The organism is Streptomyces sp. NPDC041129 (assembly GCF_055592265.1).
This window is the reverse complement of record NZ_JBVIYV010000008.1, coordinates 53,340-76,304: the sequence shown is the minus strand read 5'-3', so window position 1 is coordinate 76,304 and position 22,965 is coordinate 53,340. Positions and strand designations below refer to the sequence as shown.

Genomic DNA, 22,965 nt, shown 5'->3' with positions numbered 1-22,965 from the left:
GGCCGGGTCCCGTCACACGCGTCACCGGTCGTCCACAGCCGCGTAACAGTGGGCCCGGCGGGGCGAGGCGGGGCGTCCGTGCGGGTAGGCCGCCGGTGGCGGGGCGGAGCGGCCCCGCACGGTGCCCTTCGACGGCCCTCGCGGCCGGGCCCCGTACCATTTCCACGGTTGAAAGCAGGACAGCCTGCTCCATGAACGGACTCGCCTTGTACGAACGCCCCACCGAATCGGCCTCCTGGCGCATCGCGCTGCCGCACACGACCGCGGCGGTGCCCGTGGCGCGCGCCCTGGTCCGGTCGGCCCTGGCGGAGGTGGAGCACACGGCCGACAGCGACACCGCCGAGCTGCTGACGGCGGAGCTGGTGGCCAACGCGGTGGAGCACACCGCCGGGCGCGGCCCGATCGAGCTGGTGGTGGAGCTGCGGCCGGGCGGCTGTCAGGTCGAGGTGCACGACCCGGACCCGGCGCCGCCCGGGCATCTCACCCGTCCGGTGATCGAGGAGCCCGACCCCTGGCAGGAGGGCGGGCGCGGGCTGCTGCTGATCCGCGCCCTCAGCTCGTCCTGCGGTCACCGCCCGACCGCTTCGGGCAAGGCGGTCTGGTTCAGACTGCCAGTGATTCCCGGTCAGCGGCGTCCCGCGTGACCTCGGGGGAAGCCTGGGCCAGTGTGGAGTGCCGGCGCCCGTAGACGGCGTAGACCGCCAGGCCCACGGCGAGGAACACCGCGAACTGGATCCAGGTCCGCCAGCCGGTCTCGTACATCAGGTACAGGCAGAAGGCGACGCCGAGCAGCGGTCCGACCGGGTAGAGCGGCACCCGGAAGCTGCGGCTCAGGCCGGGCTCGCGGCGGCGCAGGGCGATCACCGCGATGTTGACGACGGCCATGATCGCGAGCGTGCCGATGGTGCAGAGGTTCATCACGGCGTCCAGGGAGGCGAAGGCCGCCGGGACCGCGAAGACGACCGCGACGATCAGCGTGCCGGCCACCGGGGTGGAGGTGCGCGGCGACACCTTCTCGAAGACGCGCGGGATCAGGCCGTCCCGGGACATCGACATCAGGATGCGGGTCTGGCCGTACATCACGGCGAGCACCACGGAGGCGATGGCGACGACCGCGCCGAAGGCGATGACACCGCCGCCGATGGCGGAGCCGGTGACCTCGTTGACGACGTACGACAGCGCGGCGGGCCGGCCGGCGACCTGCTTGCCGCCGATGGCGCCGATCGCGGCGAGCGCGACCGCGCAGTAGAGCAGGGTGACCAGGCCCATGCAGACGAGGATCGCGACGGGGATGTCCCGGCGCGGGTTCTTCGCCTCCTCACCGGCCGTGGTGATCGCGTCGAAGCCGATGTAGGAGAAGAAGGCGGCGGTGGTGCCCGCGCCGATGCCGCCGAGGCCGGCCGGGGAGAACGGGGTCAGGTTGCCGTGCTTGAAGGCGCTGTAGCCGACGGCGCAGAAGGCCAGCAGGACGACGAGCTTCACCGCGGCCATCGCGGCGGTCGCCCGGGCGCTCTCCCGCACGCCGCGCACCAGCAGCACGGACGCCATGGCGATGACGATCACGGCGGGCAGGTTCACGATCCCGCCGTCGCCCGGCCCCGCGGACAGCGCGGCCGGCAGTTGCAGGCCGGTGAGGCTGTGCAGGAGCTCGTTGACGTACTCGCTCCAGCCGACCGCGACCGCCGAGATGGAGACGCCGTACTCCAGCAGCAGGCACCAGCCGACCAGGAAGGCGGTGGACTCGCCGAGGCCCGCGTAGGCGAAGGAGTACGAGGAGCCGGAGACCGGGATCGCGCCGCCCAGCTCGGCGAAGGAGAGCGCGGTGAAGACGCAGGTGATCGCGGCGAGGACGAAGGAGATGACGACGGCGGGGCCGGCCTGGGCGACGGAGTCGGAGAGGCCGACGAAGATGCCGGTGCCGACGATGGCGCCGACGCCGAAGCAGATGAGCTGGAAGAGGCCCATCGTGCGCTTGAGGCCGTGGCCCTCGCGGTCGGCGCCGGACTCGGCGACGAGCAGTTGCGGGGATTTGATGCGGTGAGCGGGCATGGGGGGTGGTGCTCGTTTCTGGTGGTGCGGGCGCCCCGGTGGGGGCGCGGCGGCGGCCGGGAGGGGGTGGTCCGGGCCGCCGTTCAGGATAAGGCCTGGTGAAGCGGGTGGGGCAAGTGTCCGAGCGGAGGCGGCGGGTCAGGCGAGGGTCGCGACCAGGATCGCCTTGATGCTGTGCAGCCGGTTCTCCGCCTCGTCGAAGACGACCGAGTGGGCGGACTCGAACACCTCGTCGGTCACCTCGAGGGAGGTCAGACCGTGGGTCTCGAAGATCTCCTGGCCGACCTTGGTGCCGAGGTCGTGGAAGGCGGGCAGGCAGTGCAGGAACTTCACGTCCGGGTCGCCGGTGGCGCGCAGGACGTCCATGGTCACGGCGTAGGGGCCGAGGGCGGTGATCCGCTCGCCCCAGACCTCCTTGGGCTCGCCCATGGAGACCCAGACGTCGGTGGCGACGAAGCCGGCGCCCGCGACGCCCTCGGCGATGTCCTCGGTGAGGGTGATCCGGGCACCGCTGGACTCGGCCAGCTCGCGGGCGCGGTCGACGATCTCCTGGGCGGGCCAGTAGGACTTCGGGGCGACGATCCGCACGTCCATGCCCAGCAGGGCGCCGGTGACCAGGTAGGAGTTGCCCATGTTGAAGCGGGCGTCGCCGAGGTAGGCGAAGCTCGTCTCCCGCAGCGGCCGGGTGCTGTGCTCGGCCATGGTGAGCGCGTCGGCCAGCATCTGGGTGGGGTGCCAGTCGTCGGTGAGCCCGTTGTAGACGGGCACACCGGCGTGCGCGGCCAGCTCCTCGACCTTGGCCTGGCTGTCGCCCCGGTACTCGATCGCGTCGAACATCCGGCCGAGGACGCGGGCGGTGTCCTTCACGGACTCCTTGTGCCCGATCTGCGAGCCGGCCGGGTCGAGGTACGTCGTGGTGGCACCCTGGTCGGCGGCGGCGACCTCGAACGCGCAGCGGGTGCGCGTCGAGGTCTTCTCGAAGATCAGCGCGATGTTGCGGCCGCGCAGGTACTGGGTCTCGGTCCCGGCCTTCTTCGCCGCCTTCAGCTCCGCGGCCAGCTCGACCAGGCCGCGGAACTCGGCCTCGGTGAAGTCCAGCTCCTTGAGGAAGTGGCGCCCGGCGAGGGCGGTCGGGACAGTCGCCATGGGGGCGCTCCAGGGGTACGGGTACGCGGACTACTGGAAGTCTATACGACCTTCCACATTTCTATACAGGAGCCCGCTCCACCGGGCAGCTCATGCATCGCGGCCCGCCCCGGCCGCGCCCCAGCTCGCTGCCCGGGATCTCGATCACCTCGATGCCCTGTTTGCGCAGGTGGGTGTTTGTGGTGGAGTTGCGTTCGTAGGCGATGACGACGCCCGGTTCGACGGCGAGCACGTTGCAGCCGTCGTCCCACTGCTCGCGCTCGGCGGCGTGCACGTCCTGGGTGGCGGTGAGCACCCGGATCTCGCCGAGCCCCAGCGCGGCGGCGATGGCGCGGTGCATGTGCTCGGGCGGATGGTCGGTGACCTTGAGCTCCCGCTCCCCGTCGCCCGGCTGGATGGTGTACGAGCGCAGCATGCCGAGCCCGGCGTACTGGGTGAACGTGTCGCCGTCGACCATCGTCATCACCGTGTCCAGGTGCATGAAGGCCCGCCGCTTGGGCATGTCGAGCGCGACGATGGTGTGCGCGGAGCCCGCGGCGAACAGCTTGTGCGCCAGCATCTCCACGGCCTGCGGGGTGGTGCGCTCGCTCATGCCGATCAGGACGGCGCCGTTGCCGATCACCAGGACGTCGCCGCCCTCGATGGTGGAGGGGTAGTCGGCCTGCCCCCGGGACCACACATGGAACGTTTCGTCACGGAACAGCGGGTGGTGCCGGTAGATCGCCTCGAAGTGCACGGTCTCCCGCTGCCGGGCCGGCCGGCGCATGGCGTTGATGGAGACGCCGTCGTAGATCCACGCCGAGGTGTCCCGGGTGAAGAGGTGGTTGGGCAGCGGGCGGAGCAGGAAGTCGTCCAGGTCCATGACGTGGAAGCGGACGGAGGCGGGCTCCGCGTGCCCGTCCAGGAACTCCCGCTTGGTCATGCCGCCGACCAGAGCCTCGGCAAGCTCGCCGGAGACCATCCGGTCGAAGGCGGCACGCAGGTGGCCGGTGGCGAGCGGACCGTACTCCTTCTCGTCGAAGACGCGGTCCAGGACGAGGGCGCGGGCCTCCGGGATCTCCAGGGTCTCGGTGAGCAGGTCGCCGAAGAGGTGGACGGCGACCCCCCGGTCGCGCAGGACGTCCGCGAACCCGTCGTGCTCGGCGCGCGCCCGGCGCACCCACAGCACGTCGTCGAAGAGCAGGGCGTCCTTGTTGCTGGGGGTGAGCCTTTTGAGCTCGAGGTCGGGCCGGTGCAGGATCACCCGGCGGAGCCGCCCGGCCTCGGAGTGGACGTGGTATGCCATGCCTCCATCCTGGCCACAGCTGCCCGCCTTCACGCTCTTCTCGGCCGTTTCCGCCTCTTCCTGTTTTCGTCCCTCGGACGAGAAAGACGGTCCGGAGCCCTCAGATCGCGGTGCAGGGCACCGGCCAGCGGCCGACGCGCGGGGGCAGGGCCACCGCGCGGCCGTCGGCGACCCGCACCAGCCGCTCGGCCGCGAGCAGGTCGACGGCCGCCCGCTGCACGGGGTCAAGCGCGTCCAGCGCAATGGGCTCCACGAGGAGGTCGAAGGCGGCGAGGAGGTCGGGGTGGTCGAGGGTGAGCCGGACCGCCTGCCCGGGCTCCCTGCGGTCCATGACGGTGACGAAGCCGGGGCCGCGCCGGTGGTAGAGGGCCCCGGGGGCGGGGTCCGCCGGGTCCGCCGGACCGTTGACCGCGCCGGACTCGGACACGCGGACCGGTTCGCCCCAGGTGGGGAGAGAGACATGGGTGGCGCCGTCGCGGAAGAGCAGGCCCAGGCCGAGGGCGTGCTGGATCCAGTCGTCGAGGGCACCGGCCGGCACGTCGTGGCCGTCCCCGGTCAGCAGCCGGTGCAGGGCGGGGACGGTACGGCCGTCCTCCAGCCGGCGCAGGGCCCCGGCCCGCCAGCCGGTGAAGCGGTGGACGGCGGCCGGCCGGCCGTGCCGCCGGTCGTGCACCAGCAGTTCCGCGCCGTCCTCCTCGAAGAGCAGCCGGGAGTGCGCGTGGCCGGCCCGCCACTCGGCGACCGCCGCTTGGAGCCGCCGCTCGGCCGGGCCCGCGAGCCCCGCGTCGTCGGTGTCGAAAAGGTAGACCAGATCGGCGAGTTCGGCCTCGGGAAGGTCGTAGACGTGCTGGTACATCTCGGCCGGGCGGCGCTTCGCGAAGCCCAGGGCCGGATCGGTGAAGTGGGGGCTGAAACGCTCGAGCTGGATGCGGTGGGCGCCGCTCGGCGGCTGGAGGTGCACCAGCGCGGGGAGTTGGTCCACGACGGCGTCGTAGTCGGCCGCCGTCTCACCGGGGAAGCCGTAGAGGAGGTTCCAGGAGCAGGTCAGCGCGTGGTTCTCGCACTCGCGCAGGGTGCGGACGTTGCGGGCGCCGGTGACGCCCTTGTCCATGAGGTCCAGGACCCGGCTGCCCAGGCTCTCGATGCCGGGCTGGATGTGCACGGTGCCCGACTCGCCGAGGAGCCGGAGCTGGGCGGGGGTGAGGTTGGACTTGACCTCGTAGTGCATCCTCAGGTCCCAGCCGCTGCCGGCGGCCCGGGGCAGGAAGTCGCGGAAGTACGCCATGTCGATGATGTTGTCGACGGTGACCACGTCGAGGAGGCGGTGGCGGCGGACCAGCCGGGCGGTCTCCGCCCACAGCCGCTCTCCCGGCTTGGCGCGGAACGCCATGGCGGAGCCGTTGAGACCGCAGAACGTGCAGTGGTGCTTCTCGCCCCACCAGCAGCCCCGGGCCCCCTCGACCACCAGTTTCGGGTGGACGAACTCCCGCACCGGGGAGGCGTCGAGGGCGGCCTGCCACTGGTCGTAGTCGGGCGAGGGGATGTCGGCGGGTGCCACGGTCCGCCGGGTCTCGGCGTTGGCCCGCGCCACCGGGCCGTCCCACCAGCACACCCCGGGGACATCGGCGGGCGCGGTTCCCTCGTCGAGGTGGCGCAGCAGGGCCGGGAAGGCGTACTCGGCCTCGCCGCGCACCACGTGGTCGACGAAGGGATGGTTGCGGTGCAGCGCGTGGCCCATGGGGCCGTCGCAGTTGCTGCCACCGAAGACGACCGTCAACCGGGGCCGGTGCCGCTTGAGTTCCCGGGCCAGCGCCAGTGAGGCCACGTTCTGCATGAACGTGGTGGTGAACCCGACGACGTCCGGCTCGGCCGCCAGGATCTCCGCGGCGCAGTCGGCGACGAACGCCTCCGCGTACGGGCGCATGGCGACGGCGGTGTCCACGGGTACGTCCCGGGCGTCCGCGTACTCCCGCAGCCGGGCCAGGCCCCAGGCGGGGTCCTGGTACAGGACCCCGGAGAAGACCCAGTCACCGAGGCCGTGGAAGATCGCGTCGCTGCCGACCGACACGTAGTCGCCCGGCCGCAGCCGGCCTCCGGACCGCTCCAGCAGGAACTCGGCCCAGCGCAGCGAGCCGTGGAACTCGGTGACCTCGTCGGCCGGGCGGGTCCGCCGCACCAGCCGGTTCAGCAGGCCCAGTTGCAGCGAGGGCAGATCCAGCGGATGCCAGGGCATCGTGACCAGGTGGACGCGCATGGTCAGCGGGTCGGCCGCTTCTCCAGGATGGCCGGCCGGCGGTCGGTGCTCCGGTCCTCACGGACCACGACCTTCTTGATCTCCACGTCTCCTGCTCCTCCGCATCCCGGCGCGGCGCGAACACCCCTGTGCCGCACGGCCGTCCACCATATGGACAGTTGTGTGTGCGGCACAAGGGCATTCTGTGACGGTCCGTGGCCCGTCGGCTCACAACCGGGGGTCGACGGGCTCCGACTCCAGGGCGAGCACCCCGAACACCGCCTCGTGCACCCGCCACAGCGGCTCGCCGTCCGCGAGCCGGTCCAGCGCCTCCAGGCCGAGGGCGTACTCGCGGATCGCCAGCGACCGCTTGTGGCCCAGGAAGCGGGACCGCAGGCGGGCGAGGTTGTCCGGGCGCGTGTACTCCGGGCCGTAGATGATCCGCAGATACTCGCGGCCCCGGCACTTGACGCCGGGCTGCACCAGCCGGCCCTCACCGTCACGCACCAGCGCGCCGAGCGGCTTGACGACCATGCCCTCGCCGCCTCGGCCGGTCATCTCCAGCCACCAGTCGACACCGGCGCGGACCGACTCGGCGTCGCCCGTGTCGACGTACAGCCGCCGGGTGGTCTGCAGCAGTCCGGTGCCGTCGTGCTCCACCATCCGGTCGATCAGGCCCAGTTGCTCGTCGTGCGGGAGCGCGGCGAGGCTGCGGCCCTGGACGGCCAGGATCTGGAAGGGCGCGAGCCGGACCCCTTCCAGGCCGTCGGTGGTCCAGCAGTAGCGGCGGTAGGCGTCGGTGAACGCGGCCGCGTCCGCGGCCCGCCCGCGCTGGCGGTCCAGCAGCCCGTCCACGTCCGTGCCACGGGCCGCGGCGGCCTCCAGGGCGGCGAGGGCGTCCGGGAACACCGCGCCGGACGCGGCGCCGACCGCGGCGTACTGGCTGCGCAGCAGGCCCGAGGCCTTCAGCGACCACGGCATCAGCTCGGCGTCCAGCAGCAGCCAGTCCGTGTCGAGTTCGTCCCAGAGGCCGGCCTCCGAGACGGCCGAGCGCAGCCGGCCGAGGATCTCCTCGGTCACCACCCCGTCGTCGAAGAAGGGCCGTCCGGTACGGGTGTAGAGGGACCCCGTGGGTCCGTCGACCCCGAACCGCGTGCGGGCCCTCTCCGCGTCCCGGCACACCAGGGCGACCGCGCGCGAGCCCATGTGCTTCTCCTCGCACACGACCCGCGCGACTCCGGCCGCCGCGTACTGGGCGAACGCCTCGGCCGGGTGCTCCAGGTAGCCGTCCAGGTGCGAGGTGGCCGTCGGCGCCATGGTCGGCGGCAGGTACGGCAGCAGGCGCGGGTCGACCGCGAAGCGGCTCATGACCTCAAGGGCCGCGGCCGCGTTGTCCTCACGGACCGCGACCCGGCCCGAGTGCCGGGTCTCCACCACCCGGCGGCCGTGCACGTCCGCCAGGTCCAGCGGCCGTCCGTCCTGCCCGCCGGGCGCCTCGCTGCGCAGCGGCCTGGCGGGCTCGTACCAGACCCGCTCGGCCGGTACGTCGACCAGCTCGCGCTCCGGCCAGCGCAGCGCGGTCAGCTTGCCGCCGAACACCGCGCCGGTGTCCAGGCAGATGGTGTTGTTCAGCCAGGTCGCCTCCGGCACCGGGGTGTGCCCGTAGACCACGGCGGCCCGGCCGCGGTAGTCCTCCGCCCACGGGTAGCGGACGGGAAGCCCGAACTCGTCGGTCTCGCCGGTGGTCTCCCCGTACAGGGCGTGCGAGCGCACCCGCCCGGAGGTGCGGCCGTGGTACTTCTCGGGCAGACCGGCGTGGCAGACGACCAGCCGGCCGCCGTCGAGGACGTAGTGGCTGACCAGGCCGTCCAGGAAGCGGCGCACCTCGGCCTTGAACTCCTCGCTCTCGCCCGCCATCTGCTCGACGGTCTCGGCGAGCCCGTGGGTGTGCTGGACCTTGCGGCCCTTGAGGTAACGGCCGTACTTGTTCTCGTGGTTGCCCGGCACGCACAGCCCGTCGCCGGACGCGGTCATGGACATCACCCGGCGCAGCACGCCCGGGGTGTCCGGGCCGCGGTCGACCAGGTCGCCGACGAACACGGCGGTACGGCCCTCGGGGTGCACGCCGTCGGCGTAGCCCAGCTTGGCGAGCAGGGCCTCCAGCTCGGCCGCGCAGCCGTGGATGTCGCCGATGATGTCGAAGGGGCCGGTGAGGTGGGTCAGGTCGTTGAAGCGCTTCTCGGTGACGACGGTGGCGCCCTCGACCTCCTCCGCCCCGCGCAGGACGTGCACCTTGCGGAAGCCCTCGCGCTCCAGGTGCCGCAGCGAGCGGCGCAGTTCGCGGATGTGCCGCTGGATGACCCGGCGGGGCATGTCGGCGCGGTCCGTGCGGGCCGCGTTGCGCTCGGCGCACACGTCCTCCGGCACGTCCAGCACGATGGCGATGGGCAGCACGTCGTGCTTCCTGGCCAGTTCGATCAACTGCCGGCGGCCGTCCTGCTGCACGCTGGTGGCGTCGACGACGGTGCGGCGGCCGGCGGCGAGCCGCTTGCCGGCGATGTAGTGCAGCACGTCGAAGGCGTCCCGGGACGCGCTCTGGTCGTTCTCGTCGTCGGAGACCAGGCCGCGGCAGAAGTCCGAGGAGATCACCTCGGTCGGCTTGAAGTGCCGCCGGGCGAAGGTGGACTTGCCGGAGCCGGAGGCGCCGACGAGGACGACGAGGGAGAGGTCGGTGACGGGGAGGACCCGTCCCGTGGGTGTCTCGGTCATGCCGCCTTCGCCTCCTTCTCGGCCTTCTCGGCGCTCTCGTTCTCTTCGGCCCTCTCGGCCTTCTCGGCCTTCTCGGGCTTCTCGGGCTTCTCGGACTGCTCCGTCCTCGTGCGGAAGACGGCCATCTGGGTGGGCGGCCCGACCTCGGGGTCGTCCGGCCCGACGGGGACGAATCCGACCTCGTACCCGTGCCGTCCGGCCACGGCAGCCGCCCAGGCGCGGAACTCCTCGCGGGTCCACTCGAAGCGGTGGTCGCCGTGCCGGACGTGTCCGGCGGGCAGTGTCTCCCAGCGGACGTTGTACTCGACGTTCGGGGTGGTCACGACGACCGTGCGCGGACGGGCGTGCCCGAACACGGCGTACTCCAGGGCGGGCAGCCGGGGCAGGTCGAGGTGCTCGATCACCTCGCTGAGCACGGCCGCGTCGTAGTCCTTGAGTCGCTTGTCGGTGTAGGCGAGCGAGCCCTGGACGAGGTTCACCCGGGCCGCCTGCCGCTCCCCCATGCGGTCCAGCTTGAGCCGGCGCGAGGCGATGGTGAGCGCCCGCACCGAGACGTCGACACCGACGATCTCGGTGAACCGCACGTCCTTGAGCAGCTCCTGCACCAACTGGCCCTGGCCGCAGCCCAGGTCGAGGACGCGGGCGGCGCCGGCCTCGCGCAGGGTGGCGAGGATCGCCTCGCGCCGCAGCACGGCGAGCGGAGCCGGCTTCTCCTCGTCCTCGGCCCCGGTGTCCTGCGGGACCGCGTTGTCGATCGCCTCGACCTCGCTGTCGTCGGCCTCGGCCAGCCGCACCAGCTCCAGCCGCTCCATCGCCTGCCGGGTCAGCGACCAGCGGCGGGAGAGGTAGCGGCTGGTGATGAGCTTCTGCTCCGGGTGCGTGGGCAGCCAGCCCTCACCGGCGCGCAGCAGCTTGTCGACCTCGTCGGAGGCGACCCAGTAGTGCTTGGCGTCGTCGAGGACCGGCAGCAGCACGTAGAGATGGCGCAGCGCCTCGGCGAGGGTCAGCGTCTCCGACTCCAGGGCGAGCCGGACGTACCGCGAGTCGCCCCACTCCGGGAACTCGGCGTCGAGGGCGACGGGTTCGGCGGTCACCGCCCAGCCCAGCGGCTCGAACAGCTTCCGTACGAGGTCCGGGCCGCCGCGGGCGGGCAGCGCGGGCACCTCGACGCGCAGCGGCAGGGGTGCGGCGGCCCGCTCCGGGCGGGCCTTGCACACACCGCGGAGGGCGCTGGAGAAGACGCCGCTGAGCGCGACCGCGAGCAGCGAGGAGGCCGCGTAGGGGCGGTCGTTGACGTACTGCGCGAGTGCCGCGTCGGGCGCTCCGCCGCGGCCCCTGCCCTTGCTCCGCCGCACCAGCGCGACCGTGTCGACCTCCAGCATCAGCGCGGCCGTGCAGCGCTCGGCGTCCGCCTGTGGGTAGAACACGTGCGCGGTGCCGTAGGAGGTCGAGAAGGTCTGCGCCTTGTCGGGATGCTTGTGCAGCAGGTACCCGAGGTCGGTGGCCGGGTGGGCGGCGTCGCCGCGCGTGGAGATCGTCAGGAACACGTGTCCGAGTCTCCCCGCTGCCGCACTCCGCCGACCAGTGGTTTTCCGGGACGGAACGGCCCCTCCGCCCGGTTCGGGGCGGAGGGGCCGCGCAGTGCCGCGGAGGCGGGGCAGGGGCCCCGGCTCAGGAGAGCTGGGTCTGGACCTGGGAGGAGATCAGTTCCAGGTGGTCCAGGTCGTGGAGGTCGAGGATCTGGAGGTAGAGGCGGGTGGAGCCGGTCTCGGCGTAGCGGCCGATCCGGTCGACCACCTCGGCCGGGGAGCCGGCCAGGCCGTTGGCCTTCAGTTCGTCCACCTCACGGCCGATCGCGGCGGCCCGGCGGGTGACTTCCTGGTCGTCCCGGCCGACGCACACCACCAGCGCGTTGGAGTAGGTCAGGGCGCCGGGCCCGCGGCCCGCCTCCTCGGCGGCGGCGCGCACCCGGCCGAACTGCCGCTCGCTGTCCTCGACGGAGGCGAACGGGATGTTGAACTCGTCGGCATAGCGGGCGGCGAGGCGCGGAGTGCGGGTGGCGCCGTGGCCGCCGATGAGCACCGGGATCTTCGGCTGGGCGGGCTTGGGCAGCGCGGGCGAATCGGTGAGGTCGTAGTAGGTGCCGTGGAAGTCGAAGGTCTCGCCGGCCTTGGTGGCCCACAGACCGGTGACGATCTCCAGCTGTTCCTCCAGGCGCGCGAACTTCTCCTTGGGGAACGGGATGCCGTACGCCTTGTGCTCCTCCTCGAACCAGCCAGCACCCAGGCCCAGTTCGACCCGGCCGCCGGACATCTGGTCGACCTGGGCGACCTGGATGGCGAGCACGCCGGGCAGGCGGAAGGTGCCGGCCGTCATCAGGGTGCCCAGGCGGATGCGCTTGGTCTCGCGGGCCAGGCCGGCCAGCGTGATCCAGGCGTCCGTGGGGCCGGGCAGGCCGTCCACGTTGCCCATCCGGAGGTAGTGGTCGGAGCGGAAGAACGCGTCGAAGCCAAGGTCCTCGGCGGCCTTCGCCACGGTGAGCAAGGTGTCGTACGTGGCCCCCTGCTGGGGCTCGGTGAAGATTCGAAGGTCCATACACCCATCCTGCACGGCCCCGGCCCCGGCGGCCTCATCGGTACCGCCGGGCACGGCCGTCCCGATCAGGTGAATCCCGTGGTCGCGGGCGCGGCGTCGGTGCGGTCCGGCCGGTCACACACCGGACGGGCTGTCCTTGGCGCCCTCGGGTAACGCCTCCACCCGTGCGGCCAGTTTGCGCAGCATCTCCAGGACCCGGTCCCGGGACTCGTCCGCCGCGTCGATGGCCTCCATGCACTGCCAGTACGCCGTCTCGTCGGCGGCGGAGCTGGCCATGCCGACCAGTGCCATGCCGACCTCGCCCAGCAGGCCGCCGAGGCAGAGCAGGGTCAGCCGGGCGTCGTCCAGCTCGGTGAGCTGGGCGGCTCGCAGATCACCCGGGTCGAGTTCCGGGGCGTCCAGGACGCCGCAGCCCCGGCCCGCCAGTTCGGTCAGGCCCAGTGCCTCGCCCCGCAGCTCCGGCGGACCGGACACCGCGAGGCGGCTGCCGATCGCCTGGGCCAGGGCCTGCGCCTGCCACACCTCGGCCATGATCTCGGGCCGGTCGGCGCCCTGGGCCAGGGCCCGCCTGCTCGTCCCGATGAGTCGCACCGCATCCATGCGCTGCCCCCGTCCAGTCCGCCGTGCGTCCTCGCGCGCCCGCGTGAACTCACCTGTTCACTACCCAGAGTGAGGGAGCCTGAGACGTAAAGCCAGAGATGGGCGGGAAATTGTGGACAACAATTCGGATTCGGGACGCCCTCTGACTCCGTAGAGTGATAGCGGAGGATGGCACTCCGTCAGTCGGCGGAGTCCGGCCCCGGGGCCGGGAAGCGCTCCTCGTTGCGGTCGATCTTGGCGGACAGGGCGGCCAGCGGGTCGACGCCCAGGACCTCGCAGAGCTGGAGGAGATAGGCGAGGACGTCGGCGACCTCGTCCCGCACCCGGTGCGCGGTGCCCGGGTCGTCCATCACCCGGGCCGACTGCTCCGGCGTCAGCCACTGGAAGATCTCGACCAGTTCGGAGGCCTCCACACTGAGCGCGGCCACCAGGTTCTTGGGGGTGTGGAAGGGCTGCCAGTCGCGCGCGGCGGCGAACTCGGCCAGTCGGCGCTGGAGTCCGGCCAGGTCGGGGTGTTCCGTCACGGCCTCAGGTGTACCACGGTGACCCCCTCGGTCCCCACGGCCCAGGAGGCGTCGCTGACGGCGCCCACGCAGCGGATGTGGCCCCGTTCGCCCATCCGGGCCGCCGTCCGCAGCAGCGCGCGCCGCTGGGCCGGGTCGAGGCCGCGGTCGAAGCCGTCGGTGAGCACGGTGAGGGTGCGCAGCGCGTCGGGCACCTCGCCGGGTGTGTCCACGGCCAGCACGCCGGGCCCGGTCAGCAGCACCAGCGCCAGCGCGACGTAGCGCAGTTCCCCGTCACCGAGCCGGGCCAGCTCGGTGCGGAGGCCGTCGCCCCGGTCGAGCAGCGCCCGCACGGTGCCGTCGGCCAGCGGCTCGGGGACCAGGTCGGCCACCGGGCCGGCGCAGCCGCCGCGCAGCGCCTCGACGAGCAGGGCATGCCGGCGGCCGCATTCGGACCGGGTGCGCCACAGCACGTCGGCGAGGTTGTCGCAGCCGGGAAGGAGCCGTCCTGATCCGGTGGGGACGGGTGCGCGCATGCGCTCGGGGCGCGGGTCGCAGGGGAAGACCGAACGCAGGGCGACGACCATCTGCTCGGCGGCGGCGAGCACCCGCCGCTGCCCGTCGGTCTTGCCGGCCACCCGCAGCGGCAGCAGCGGGGTGCCGAGCCGGTCGTCGGGCAGTGGGGCGCGGGTCACCGGGGAGGCGCCCGCGGTGTGCCAGGCGGCCTGGACGGCCCGGCGGCCCGGGTCGCGCAGCGCGGTCTCCAGCAGGACCACTCCGTCCGCCGTCAGCCGTTCGCCCACGATCCGCAGCTCCGGTTCGGCCTGTACGGCGACGTCGAGCCGGACCGGCCCTTCGGCGCCGTCGGCCGTGCAGCCGATGCGGAACCCCCGGCGCCGCTGCGCGTCGGGCCGCGCCCGCTCCGGCACCCAGGCCACCGGCTCCGGGAACACCTCGCCGAGCGGTGCCCCGCCGCCGAGCCGGGCGAGCGCCTCGTACGCCGCGAGCGCGGTCGACTTGCCCGATCCGCTGGGTCCGGCGAACAAGGTGACGGCGCCCAGCGGGAACGCGGCGCGCCGGTGCCCGGCGAAGGCGGACAGCCGCAACTCGGTGACGCGGGCGCGCACGTCGGGCGAGCCGAGGGACCGCTCCCCCGCGCCGCCCGCGAACGGCCCGCCCCGCCCCGGAACCCTGGGCGACTCCTCCAGGACGGCGGGCGGCGGACCGAGGGGCTCGGAAGGGGGTTCCAGGGGTCCGGAGGGCGGCGGGAACCCGGTGGACACGGGAGGGAGGGCCATATGCGGACGGTAGGCCTCCGCCGGGACGGCGAACCGTTTTGCCCGCCGCACCTTCCTACGATCGGGGGACCAGCCGCACCCCGCGCGGCGGCCTCAGCCGCCGGCCATCCCCGCGCCCTCCATCAGCCCGCTGACCTCGGTGCCGGGCGGCGTCAGCAGGAAGACGTTGCGGTCGACCCGGTGCATCCCGCTACCCAGGCCGAATACGACACCCGTGCTGAAGTCGAGGACGCGTTTGGCGACGTCGCCCTCCGCGCCGGACAGGTCCAGCAGCACCGGCACCCCGGCCATCAGCGTCTCGGCGACCTCCCGGGCGTCCGCGAAGACGTTGACCCGCAGGACGACGAACCGGCGCCGCGTCTCGGTCTCGGCGTCCGGCAGCGAGCGGTGGCGCACCGCGGACGGCCAGGCGTCCCGGCCCCGCAGCGGCACGACCTGGGCGAGCCCCTCCCACTGTTCATCGGTGACGTCGTAACGGCTCACCGGCTCCACCTGACCTGACTCGCACCCAATGCCTGCACCGGCCAATTCTTACGCCAAGTCACCCGTTCAGCCCAACAGCGACACACTGCGCGACCGCTCACGCGTCCTGTTCCATCCGGCACATGTACGAATAAAACCCCTTCTTACCACCCTCACACCGGTCTCTTCATGTCGTTCCCCGCCTCGCTCACCGGCCGCCACTAGCGTCCGGTGCCGTGCACTTGGCAGAAACACAGCAGGCGGCACCCGGGCGGTGGACGCGGCCGGCGATGTCCACCGTCCGGGGACGTCCCGCCGACGACCTCCACGGGCCCGCGCAGTGGCACCGGGTCCTGACGTTGCTCGCCGATGTGAGCCTCTTCATCGGGACCCGGCCACTGTGGACACAGGCGGCGACCCACAACCTCTTCCTCGTGGCGGTCGTCTCGCTCTGCTACGTCTCGATCCTGACCGGCGGGGTCCTCGCCCTGACGGTCCGCCGGACGCGCTCGCTGGCCCGCCTCGACCTCATGGTGCTGCTGACCGCCCTCACGCTCACCGCCTGCGCCTGGTGGCTGAACCACGCCGGCGGCGACGAGGCGGTCCTCACCGCCCAGGCCGCCCGGGAACTGGCCGCCGGGCACCCGGTGTACGGGCAGCCCTGGCCCTGGCTGTTCCACGGCCCGAACGTCGCGCTGACGCCGACGATGGACGGGGGTTACGACCTCACGTACGGCTATCCCCCGCTCGCCCCGCTGCTGGCCGCCCCCCTGCTGTGGGTGGGCGGCGGCGGCGCTCCGGCGACGGCCGCGGCGACGATCGCGCTGCTCACCGGCGCGGTGCTGCTGTGGCGGCTGCTGCCGGTGCCCTGGCGCTCGGCGGCGACGATGGCGTGCCTGGGCTTCGGCTTCCTGCCGGCGTACGCCCGTTCGGGCTATCCGGCGATCCCGGCCATGGTCCTGCTGATCCCGGTGGTGGTGGGCTGGCCGCGCATCGGCAGGGGCGGCCGGCTCGGCACCCCGGGGATCGCGCGGGCCGTGTGCCTGGGCGCCGCGTGCGCGACCCAGCAACTGCCCTGGTTCGTGGCGCCGTTCCTGCTGGCCGGCATCCACGCGGTGCGCCGCGGTGAACTGGGCGGGCGCGCGGCCACCGCGGTCTGCGCGCGGATCCTCGGGATCGCCGCGACGACATGGCTGCTGATCAACACGTACTTCATCGTGCACGAGCCGGGACCCTGGCTCGACGGCGTCGCACTGCCGCTGACCCAGGGCGCGGTGCTGCACGGCCAGGGCCTGGTGGACGTCTCGCTGTACTTCACGCACGGCAGCGACCACCTCGCCTGGTACGGCCACGCGAGCGCGCTGCTCGCCGCGGCGCTGCTGGCGCTGTACGTGCTGTTCGTACGGCGGCTGGGCCCGGCGGCGACCGTGCTGCCCTGGTGCGCCTTCTACGTGGCGACCCGGTCCCAGGACGGCTACTACCTGATGATGACCCCGCTGTGGCTCGCGGTGGCGGTCACCGTGCCCCTTTCGGACTTCGCGAACGCGTGGCAGCCGCGACCCCGGTGGCTCGCCGGCCCGCGCCGCCGGCCCGCGCTGGCCGGCGCGGCCGCCCTGCTGGTGCTGCCCGCGCTGGTGAGCGCGGCCCTCGCGGCGACGGGCCGGCCACCGCTGCGGATGGACGTGACGGCGGCGCGGCGGGCCACGGCGCAGTCGCTGTCCACGCTGAGCCTACGGGTGACCAACTCCGGGGACACCGCGCTCACCCCGCACTACATGCTCACCACCAGCCACGGAATGAGCCGATACTGGTCCCTGACGCGCGGTCCGGCCACGATCGCCGCGCACACCACGGCGGCCGTCGAACTGCGCGCGCCGTCCGGCAGGTTCGCGCTGCCGGCCACCGCGGGCTCGAAGCTCCGCCTGCGCGCCTTCACGGGGGACCCGCAGACGCTCTCCACCCGGGACCTGCGGCCGGCCGAGCTGGGCCGCGGAGAGCCACCCGAACGGTAGGAAACCGGACGGCCGGGTCCGGGCGAGGTGCAGGTCACAGCCGCAGAGAGGGAAACGTCACAGCCCTCGCTCTGCTGTCACATGAGCACCCTGCCCTAGCATCCGAGCATGACGGTCCTGCCTGACGACGGGCTCTCACTGGCCGCCGAGTTCCCTGACGCGACACACGAGCAGTGGCACCGCCTGGTCGAGGGTGTGCTGCGCAAGTCGGGCAAGGAAGTCTCGGGCGCGGCAGTTGAGGACGCCCTGTCCACGACACTCGAGGACGGGCTGCGCACCCGGCCCCTGTACACCGCGCGCGACGGCGCGCCCGACGCCGGCCTGCCCGGCTTCGCCCCGTATGTGCGCGGCGGCCGCCCCGAGGGCAACACGGCCGGCGGCTGGGACGTACGGCAGCGGCACACGGCGCTCGGCGGCGGCGCCGACGGCGCGGTGCTGGCCGACCTGGAGAACGGCGTCACCTCGCTGTGGCTGGTGCTCGGTGAGGGCGGCATCCCCGTCTCCGAACTGGGCCGGGCGCTCGACGGGGTGTTCCTCGACCTCGCGCCGGTCGTCCTGGACGCCGGCCGCGACACCGAGGCGGCCGCCGAGGCGCTGCTGCGGCTGTACGAGGAGAAGGGCGTCGACCCCCAGGCGGTGCGCGGCGGCCTGGGCGGTGACCCGCTCGGCCACGAGGCCCGCACCGGCACCCCGCTGGACCCGGCCCCCTTCGCCGCCCTCGCCGGGCGCTGCGCCGGGACGTACCCGGGCCTGCGCGCCCTGACCGTGGACGCGCTGCCGTACCACGAGGCGGGCGGTTCGGCAGCGCAGGAGCTGGGCGCCTCCCTCGCCACCGGCGTGGCCTACCTGCGGGCGCTCACCGAGGCCGGGCTGCCGGTCGAGGCGGCCTGCGGCCAGCTGGAGTTCCGCTACGCGGCCACCGCCGACCAGTTCCTGACCATCGCCAAGCTGCGCGCGGCGCGCCGGCTGTGGGCGCGGGTCGCCGAGGTGGCCGGGGCGCCGGGCGCGGGCGCGCAGGTTCAGCACGCGGTGACCTCGCCGGTGATGCTGACCCGCCGCGACCCGTGGGTGAACATGCTGCGGGCGACGGTGGCCACGCTGGCCGCCGGGGTCGGCGGCGCCGACTCGGTGACCGTGCTGCCGTTCGACCACGCGCTGGGCCTGCCGGACGCCTTCGCCCGCCGTATCGCGCGCAACACCTCCACGATCCTGCTGGAGGAGTCCCACCTGGCCCGGGTCATCGACCCGGCGGGCGGCTCCTGGTACGTCGAGCGGCTGACCGAGGAACTCGCCCAGGCCGCCTGGGCGTACTTCCGGTCGATCGAGCGGGACGGCGGCCTGGCCGCGTGCCTGCGCTCGGGCCGGATCCGCACGGACCTGGCGACGACCTGGGCGGAGCGCTCCAAGAAGCTCGCCAAGCGGCGCGAACCCATCACCGGCGTCAGCGAGTTCCCCCTGCTGGGCGAGAAGCCGGTGGTGCGTGAGCCGGCGCCCGAGCCGCCGTCCGGCGGACTGCCCCGGGTGCGCCGCGACGAGGCGTTCGAGGCCCTGCGGGCCCGCTCCGACGCCCACCTGGCGGCGACCGGCTCGCGGCCGAGGATCTTCCTCGCCGCCCTCGGCTCGCCCGCCGAGTACACCGCCCGCTCGACGTTCGCCGCGAACCTGTTCCAGGCCGGCGGGATCGAGCCGGTCACCGAGGGCGCCTTCGAGGACAGCGGCGCCACCGAGGCCGTGCTGTGCTCCAGCGACGCGCTCTACGCCGACCGCGCCGGACAGGCCGCCGAGTCGCTGCGCGCGGCCGGCGCCCGGCACGTGTTCCTGGCGGGCCGCCCGGCCGAGCACCCGGGCGTCGACTCGTACGTCTTCGCGGGCTGCGACGCCATCGACGTGCTGTCCGCGACCCTCGACCGCATGGGAGTGTCCTGATGGGAATCCCCGACTTCTCCGGCATCGAGCTGGGGACGCCGGCCGTCGACGGCGACGCCGAGGAGTGGAGTACGGCCGTCAAGCGGGCGACCGGGAGCGAGGAGCCGCTGTGGGAGACCCCGGAGGGCATCGGGGTCAAGCCGCTGTACACCGGCCGTGACCTGGAGGGCCTGGACTTCCTCGGCACGTTCCCGGGCGTCGCGCCGTACCTGCGCGGCCCGTACCCGACGATGTACGTCAACCAGCCCTGGACGATCCGCCAGTACGCGGGCTTCTCCACCGCCGAGGAGTCCAACGCGTTCTACCGGCGCAACCTGGCGGCGGGCCAGAAGGGCCTGTCGGTCGCCTTCGACCTGCCCACGCACCGGGGTTACGACAGCGACCACCCGCGGGTGACCGGTGACGTCGGCATGGCGGGCGTGGCCATCGACTCGATTCTCGACATGCGGCAGCTCTTCGACGGCATTCCGCTGGACAAGATGACCGTGTCGATGACCATGAACGGCGCGGTGCTGCCGATCCTGGCGCTGTACATCGTGGCGGCGGAGGAGCAGGGCGTACCGCCCGAGAAGCTGGCCGGAACCATTCAGAACGACATTCTGAAGGAGTTCATGGTCCGCAACACCTACATCTATCCGCCGAAGCCGTCGATGCGGATCATCTCCGACATCTTCGCGTACACCTCGCAGCGGATGCCCCGCTACAACTCCATCTCCATCTCCGGCTACCACATCCAGGAGGCCGGTGCGACGGCCGACCTGGAGCTGGCGTACACCCTCGCGGACGGGGTGGAGTACATCCGCGCCGGCCGTGAGGCCGGTCTGGACGTGGACGCGTTCGCGCCCCGGCTGTCGTTCTTCTGGGCGATCGGCATGAACTTCTTCATGGAGGTCGCGAAGCTCAGGGCGGCCCGGCTGCTGTGGGCCAAGCTGGTCTCGCAGTTCGACCCCAAGAACAGCAAGTCCCTTTCGCTGCGCACCCATTCGCAGACCTCGGGCTGGTCGCTGACCGCGCAGGACGTGTTCAACAACGTCACGCGTACGTGCGTGGAGGCGATGGCGGCGACCCAGGGCCACACCCAGTCGCTGCACACCAACGCCCTCGACGAGGCGCTGGCGCTGCCCACCGACTTCTCCGCCCGCATCGCCCGCAACACCCAGCTCCTCATCCAGCAGGAGTCGGGCACCACCCGGGTCATCGACCCGTGGGGCGGCAGCGCGTACGTGGAGCGGCTGACGTACGACCTCGCCCGCAAGGCCTGGGCGCACATCCAGGAGGTCGAGCAGGCGGGCGGCATGGCGCAGGCCATCGACGCCGGCATCCCGAAGCTGCGCGTGGAGGAGGCGGCGGCCCGCACGCAGGCCCGTATCGACTCCGGCCGCCAGCCGGTGATCGGCGTCAACAAGTACCGGGTGGACAGCGACGAGCAGATCGAGGTCCTGAAGGTCGACAACTCCTCGGTGCGCGCCCAGCAGATCGAGAAGCTGCGGCGACTGCGCGCGGAGCGGGACGAGCAGGCCTGCCGGGACGCGCTGGACGCGCTCACCCGGGCCGCCGACGGCAACGACAACCTGCTGGAGCTGGCCGTGCGCGCGGCCCGCGCCAAGGCGACCGTCGGTGAGATCTCCGACGCCCTGGAGAAGGTGTACGGCCGGCACGCGAGCCAGATCCGTACCATCTCCGGGGTGTACCGCAACGAAGCCGGCGAGTCCCCGTCCGTGGACCGCACCCGTGCCCTGGTGGACGCCTTCGAGGAGGCCGAGGGGCGCCGGCCGCGCATCCTGGTCGCCAAGATGGGCCAGGACGGCCACGACCGCGGCCAGAAGGTGATCGCGACCGCCTTCGCCGACCTCGGCTTCGACGTCGACGTCGGCCCGCTGTTCCAGACGCCGGAGGAGGTCGCCCGGCAGGCGGTCGAGGCCGACGTGCACGTGGTCGGGGTGTCCTCGCTGGCCGCCGGTCACCTCACGCTCGTACCGGCGCTGAAGGAGAAGCTGGCCGAGGAGGGCCGCGAGGACATCATGATCGTGGTCGGCGGGGTGATCCCGCCGCAGGACGTGCCGACCCTGCTCGAGATGGGTGCCACGGCGGTGTTCCCGCCCGGGACGGTGATCCCGGACGCGGCCTACGACCTGGTGAAGCGGCTGTCGGACGACCTCGGCCACGAGCGGTAGCCGCTGGTGGCAGCGATCGATCTCGACACGTATGTGAAGGGTGTGCTCGACGGCAGGCGGGCCCTGGTGGCCCGCGCCATCACGCTGGTCGAGTCCACCCGGCCGCAGCACCGGGCGCTGGCGCAGGAGCTGCTCACCGAGCTGCTTCCGCACAGCGGCCGGGCGCGGCGGATCGGTATCAGCGGTGTGCCGGGCGTCGGCAAGTCGACGTTCATCGACGCGTTCGGCACGCTGCTGACCTCGCTGGGCCACCGGGTGGCCGTCCTCGCGGTGGACCCCTCCTCCACCCGCACCGGCGGCTCGATCCTGGGTGACAAGACCCGGATGGAGCGCCTCGCGGTCGACCCCGGCGCCTTCGTGCGGCCCTCCCCCAGCGCGGGCACGCTGGGCGGGGTCGCGAAGGCGACCCGGGAGTCGATGGTGGTGATGGAGGCCGCCGGGTACGACGTGATCCTGGTGGAGACCGTCGGCGTCGGCCAGTCGGAGACGGCGGTCGCCGACATGGTCGACTCCTTCCTGCTGCTCACCCTGGCCCGCACCGGCGACCAGCTCCAGGGCATCAAGAAGGGCGTCCTGGAACTGGCCGACGTGATCGCCGTCAACAAGGCCGACGGCCCGCACGAACGGGACGCGCGGGCGGCGGCGCGTGAACTGGCGGGCGCGCTGCGGCTGATGCACGGCAAGGACGCCTTCTGGACGCCGCCGGTGCTGAGTTGCAGCGCCCGTGAGTCGGCCGGACTGGACGTGGTCTGGGAGCGGCTGGAGCAGCACCGTACGCTGCTGGACTCCACCGGCCGGCTCGCCGCGAAGCGGCGGGACCAGCAGGTCGACTGGACGTGGTCGATGGTCCGGGACGAGCTGCTGGGCCGGCTGCACGCGGATCCGGCCGTGCGTGCAGCCGCCCCCGCCCTCGAACAGCAGGTCAGGGACGGCACGTTGACGGCGACCCTGGCGGCGGAGGGCATCCTGCGGGCCTTCGGGGAACGGCGGGACCCGGCGCCGGGGCGGTGAGCCCCGGCGCCGGGACCGCGGGCGCGACCTCACGGGTCCTCAGGGTGGGGCGCGCGGCCCTCGCGCGGTGCTCCCGGGAGTGTCACGGAGTGCGGAAGCCGCGGAAGGTCACGTGCTCGCGGGACGTGAACCCCAGTCGCTCGTAGAGCGCGATCGCGCCGGTGTTCGCCTCCGCCACGTGCAGGAAGGGACGTTCCCCGCGTTCCAGGACGCGGGCGACGAGGGCGTCGATCAGCCGGGCGGCGTGGCCCCGGCCGCGTGCCTCGGGAGCGGTGCAGACGGCGCTGATCTCGGTCCAGCCCGGGGGCCGCAGCCGTTCCCCGGCCATCGCCACCAGCCTGCCGTTGTCGCGGATGCCGAGGTAGGTGCCCAGTTCGGGGGTGCGCGGCCGGAACGGTCCCGGGCGGGTCCGCTCGACGAGGTCGAGCATCTCGGGCACGCTGTCCGGGCCGAGTTCGAGCACCTTCGCGCCGGTCTCCGGGCGCGGGGGCGCGGACCGGCCACCTGACCAGGTCATCTGGCGGCCTTCCATGGTGAAGACCGGCTCCCAGTCCTGCGGCGGAGTGGCCGGGCGGCTGAACATGTCGGCGAGTTCACCGGGGCCGAGCAGCCGGGCGAGGTCGGCCCATGCGGCCGGGTCCGGGTCGGCGGACACCGCGCAGAAGGTCGCCACGTCCGGCAGGTAGCCGGCGGCCCGGCCGAACCGGCGGGCGAGATGGGCGTGGTGGCCGCGGAGCGATTCACCCACGGGGTCGTCGAGTGCCACGGCGTCGCGGTTCACCATCGTGCTGTCCCTCTCGTCCGGCGCGCGCGGGTCGGTCGCCCCGGGCAGCGATCATAGGCACGCGCCGTCCCGCTGGGCGAAGGCTCCGGGCGGGCCGGGCGGGGTGCGTGGTCCCCGC

Annotated in this window: 17 protein-coding genes; 5 read left to right on the top strand and 12 right to left on the bottom strand. The window is 73.1% G+C overall.

Translation table 11 applies throughout. The features are described from left to right. The first annotated feature begins 191 nt into the window (after positions 1–191). On the top strand, positions 192–644 hold the full coding sequence (locus ACZ6B1_RS24395) for an ATP-binding protein (RefSeq protein ID WP_468781618.1): 453 nt from the start codon (positions 192–194) through the stop codon (positions 642–644). On the opposite strand, the gene ACZ6B1_RS24390 is transcribed toward ACZ6B1_RS24395, so the two are convergent. The 11 genes from ACZ6B1_RS24390 to ACZ6B1_RS24340 all read right to left on the bottom strand — a co-directional run bounded on the left by ACZ6B1_RS24390 (position 604) and on the right by ACZ6B1_RS24340 (position 14,961). Further along, positions 604–2,049, bottom strand: coding sequence for an amino acid permease (locus ACZ6B1_RS24390; RefSeq protein WP_468781616.1), 1,446 nt, complete (start codon positions 2,047–2,049; stop codon positions 604–606). The genes ACZ6B1_RS24395 and ACZ6B1_RS24390 overlap by 41 nt on opposite strands. A gap of 138 nt (positions 2,050–2,187) precedes the next feature. Continuing rightward, positions 2,188–3,195 (bottom strand): ornithine carbamoyltransferase, encoded by a 1,008-nt coding sequence (gene argF / locus ACZ6B1_RS24385; protein WP_468781614.1) that lies wholly within the window; start codon positions 3,193–3,195, stop codon positions 2,188–2,190. A 61-nt stretch (positions 3,196–3,256) separates the two neighbouring features. Further along, complete coding sequence (locus ACZ6B1_RS24380; RefSeq protein ID WP_468781613.1) at positions 3,257–4,480, bottom strand: arginine deiminase; 1,224 nt, start codon at positions 4,478–4,480, stop codon at positions 3,257–3,259. A 100-nt stretch (positions 4,481–4,580) separates the two neighbouring features. Next, a complete protein-coding gene (locus tag ACZ6B1_RS24375; protein WP_468781611.1) occupies positions 4,581–6,734 on the bottom strand; it encodes a RiPP maturation radical SAM C-methyltransferase in 2,154 nt (717 codons plus the stop codon). A gap of 207 nt (positions 6,735–6,941) precedes the next feature. Then, the gene (locus ACZ6B1_RS24370; protein ID WP_468781609.1) at positions 6,942–9,482 is read right to left on the bottom strand and encodes a polynucleotide kinase-phosphatase; all 2,541 of its coding nucleotides are present in this window, start codon (positions 9,480–9,482) and stop codon (positions 6,942–6,944) included. Beyond that, positions 9,479–11,029 carry a 3' terminal RNA ribose 2'-O-methyltransferase Hen1 gene (locus ACZ6B1_RS24365; protein ID WP_468781607.1) on the bottom strand — a complete coding sequence of 517 codons (1,551 nt, stop codon included), beginning with the start codon at positions 11,027–11,029 and terminating at the stop codon, positions 9,479–9,481. Before ACZ6B1_RS24365 ends, ACZ6B1_RS24370 begins: the two co-directional genes overlap by 4 nt. A gap of 124 nt (positions 11,030–11,153) precedes the next feature. Then, a complete protein-coding gene (locus ACZ6B1_RS24360; protein WP_468781605.1) occupies positions 11,154–12,077 on the bottom strand; it encodes an LLM class F420-dependent oxidoreductase in 924 nt (307 codons plus the stop codon). A gap of 114 nt (positions 12,078–12,191) precedes the next feature. Next, positions 12,192–12,677: a DUF6099 family protein gene (locus ACZ6B1_RS24355; RefSeq protein WP_468781603.1), complete on the bottom strand. Its 486-nt coding sequence runs from the start codon at positions 12,675–12,677 to the stop codon at positions 12,192–12,194. A gap of 179 nt (positions 12,678–12,856) precedes the next feature. Further along, positions 12,857–13,201: a nucleotide pyrophosphohydrolase gene (locus ACZ6B1_RS24350; RefSeq protein ID WP_468781601.1), complete on the bottom strand. Its 345-nt coding sequence runs from the start codon at positions 13,199–13,201 to the stop codon at positions 12,857–12,859. Continuing rightward, positions 13,198–14,478 carry an AAA family ATPase gene (locus tag ACZ6B1_RS24345; protein ID WP_468781599.1) on the bottom strand — a complete coding sequence of 427 codons (1,281 nt, stop codon included), beginning with the start codon at positions 14,476–14,478 and terminating at the stop codon, positions 13,198–13,200. Before ACZ6B1_RS24345 ends, ACZ6B1_RS24350 begins: the two co-directional genes overlap by 4 nt. Before the next feature lie 93 nt (positions 14,479–14,571). Then, on the bottom strand, positions 14,572–14,961 hold the full coding sequence (locus ACZ6B1_RS24340; protein WP_199212371.1) for a cell division protein SepF: 390 nt from the start codon (positions 14,959–14,961) through the stop codon (positions 14,572–14,574). A 269-nt stretch (positions 14,962–15,230) separates the two neighbouring features. Between ACZ6B1_RS24340 and ACZ6B1_RS24335 the strand changes: the two genes are divergently transcribed. The 4 genes from ACZ6B1_RS24335 to meaB all read left to right on the top strand — a co-directional run bounded on the left by ACZ6B1_RS24335 (position 15,231) and on the right by meaB (position 22,063). Continuing rightward, complete coding sequence (locus ACZ6B1_RS24335; protein ID WP_468781597.1) at positions 15,231–16,952, top strand: hypothetical protein; 1,722 nt, start codon at positions 15,231–15,233, stop codon at positions 16,950–16,952. A gap of 108 nt (positions 16,953–17,060) precedes the next feature. Further along, entirely contained in the window at positions 17,061–18,878 is a 1,818-nt protein-coding gene (locus tag ACZ6B1_RS24330) for a methylmalonyl-CoA mutase family protein (RefSeq protein WP_468781595.1), read from the top strand. Then, positions 18,878–21,052 carry a methylmalonyl-CoA mutase gene (gene scpA / locus ACZ6B1_RS24325; protein ID WP_468781593.1) on the top strand — a complete coding sequence of 725 codons (2,175 nt, stop codon included), beginning with the start codon at positions 18,878–18,880 and terminating at the stop codon, positions 21,050–21,052. Before ACZ6B1_RS24330 ends, scpA begins: the two co-directional genes overlap by 1 nt. Positions 21,053–21,058: 6 nt before the next feature. Further along, positions 21,059–22,063, top strand: a complete 1,005-nt coding sequence (meaB, locus tag ACZ6B1_RS24320) for a methylmalonyl Co-A mutase-associated GTPase MeaB (RefSeq protein WP_468781591.1) — start codon at positions 21,059–21,061, stop codon at positions 22,061–22,063. Positions 22,064–22,145: 82 nt separating this feature from the next. Here the strand turns inward: meaB and ACZ6B1_RS24315 are convergent, their stop codons facing one another. Then, complete coding sequence (locus ACZ6B1_RS24315) at positions 22,146–22,847, bottom strand: GNAT family N-acetyltransferase (protein WP_468781589.1); 702 nt, start codon at positions 22,845–22,847, stop codon at positions 22,146–22,148. Positions 22,848–22,965 lie beyond the last annotated feature (118 nt).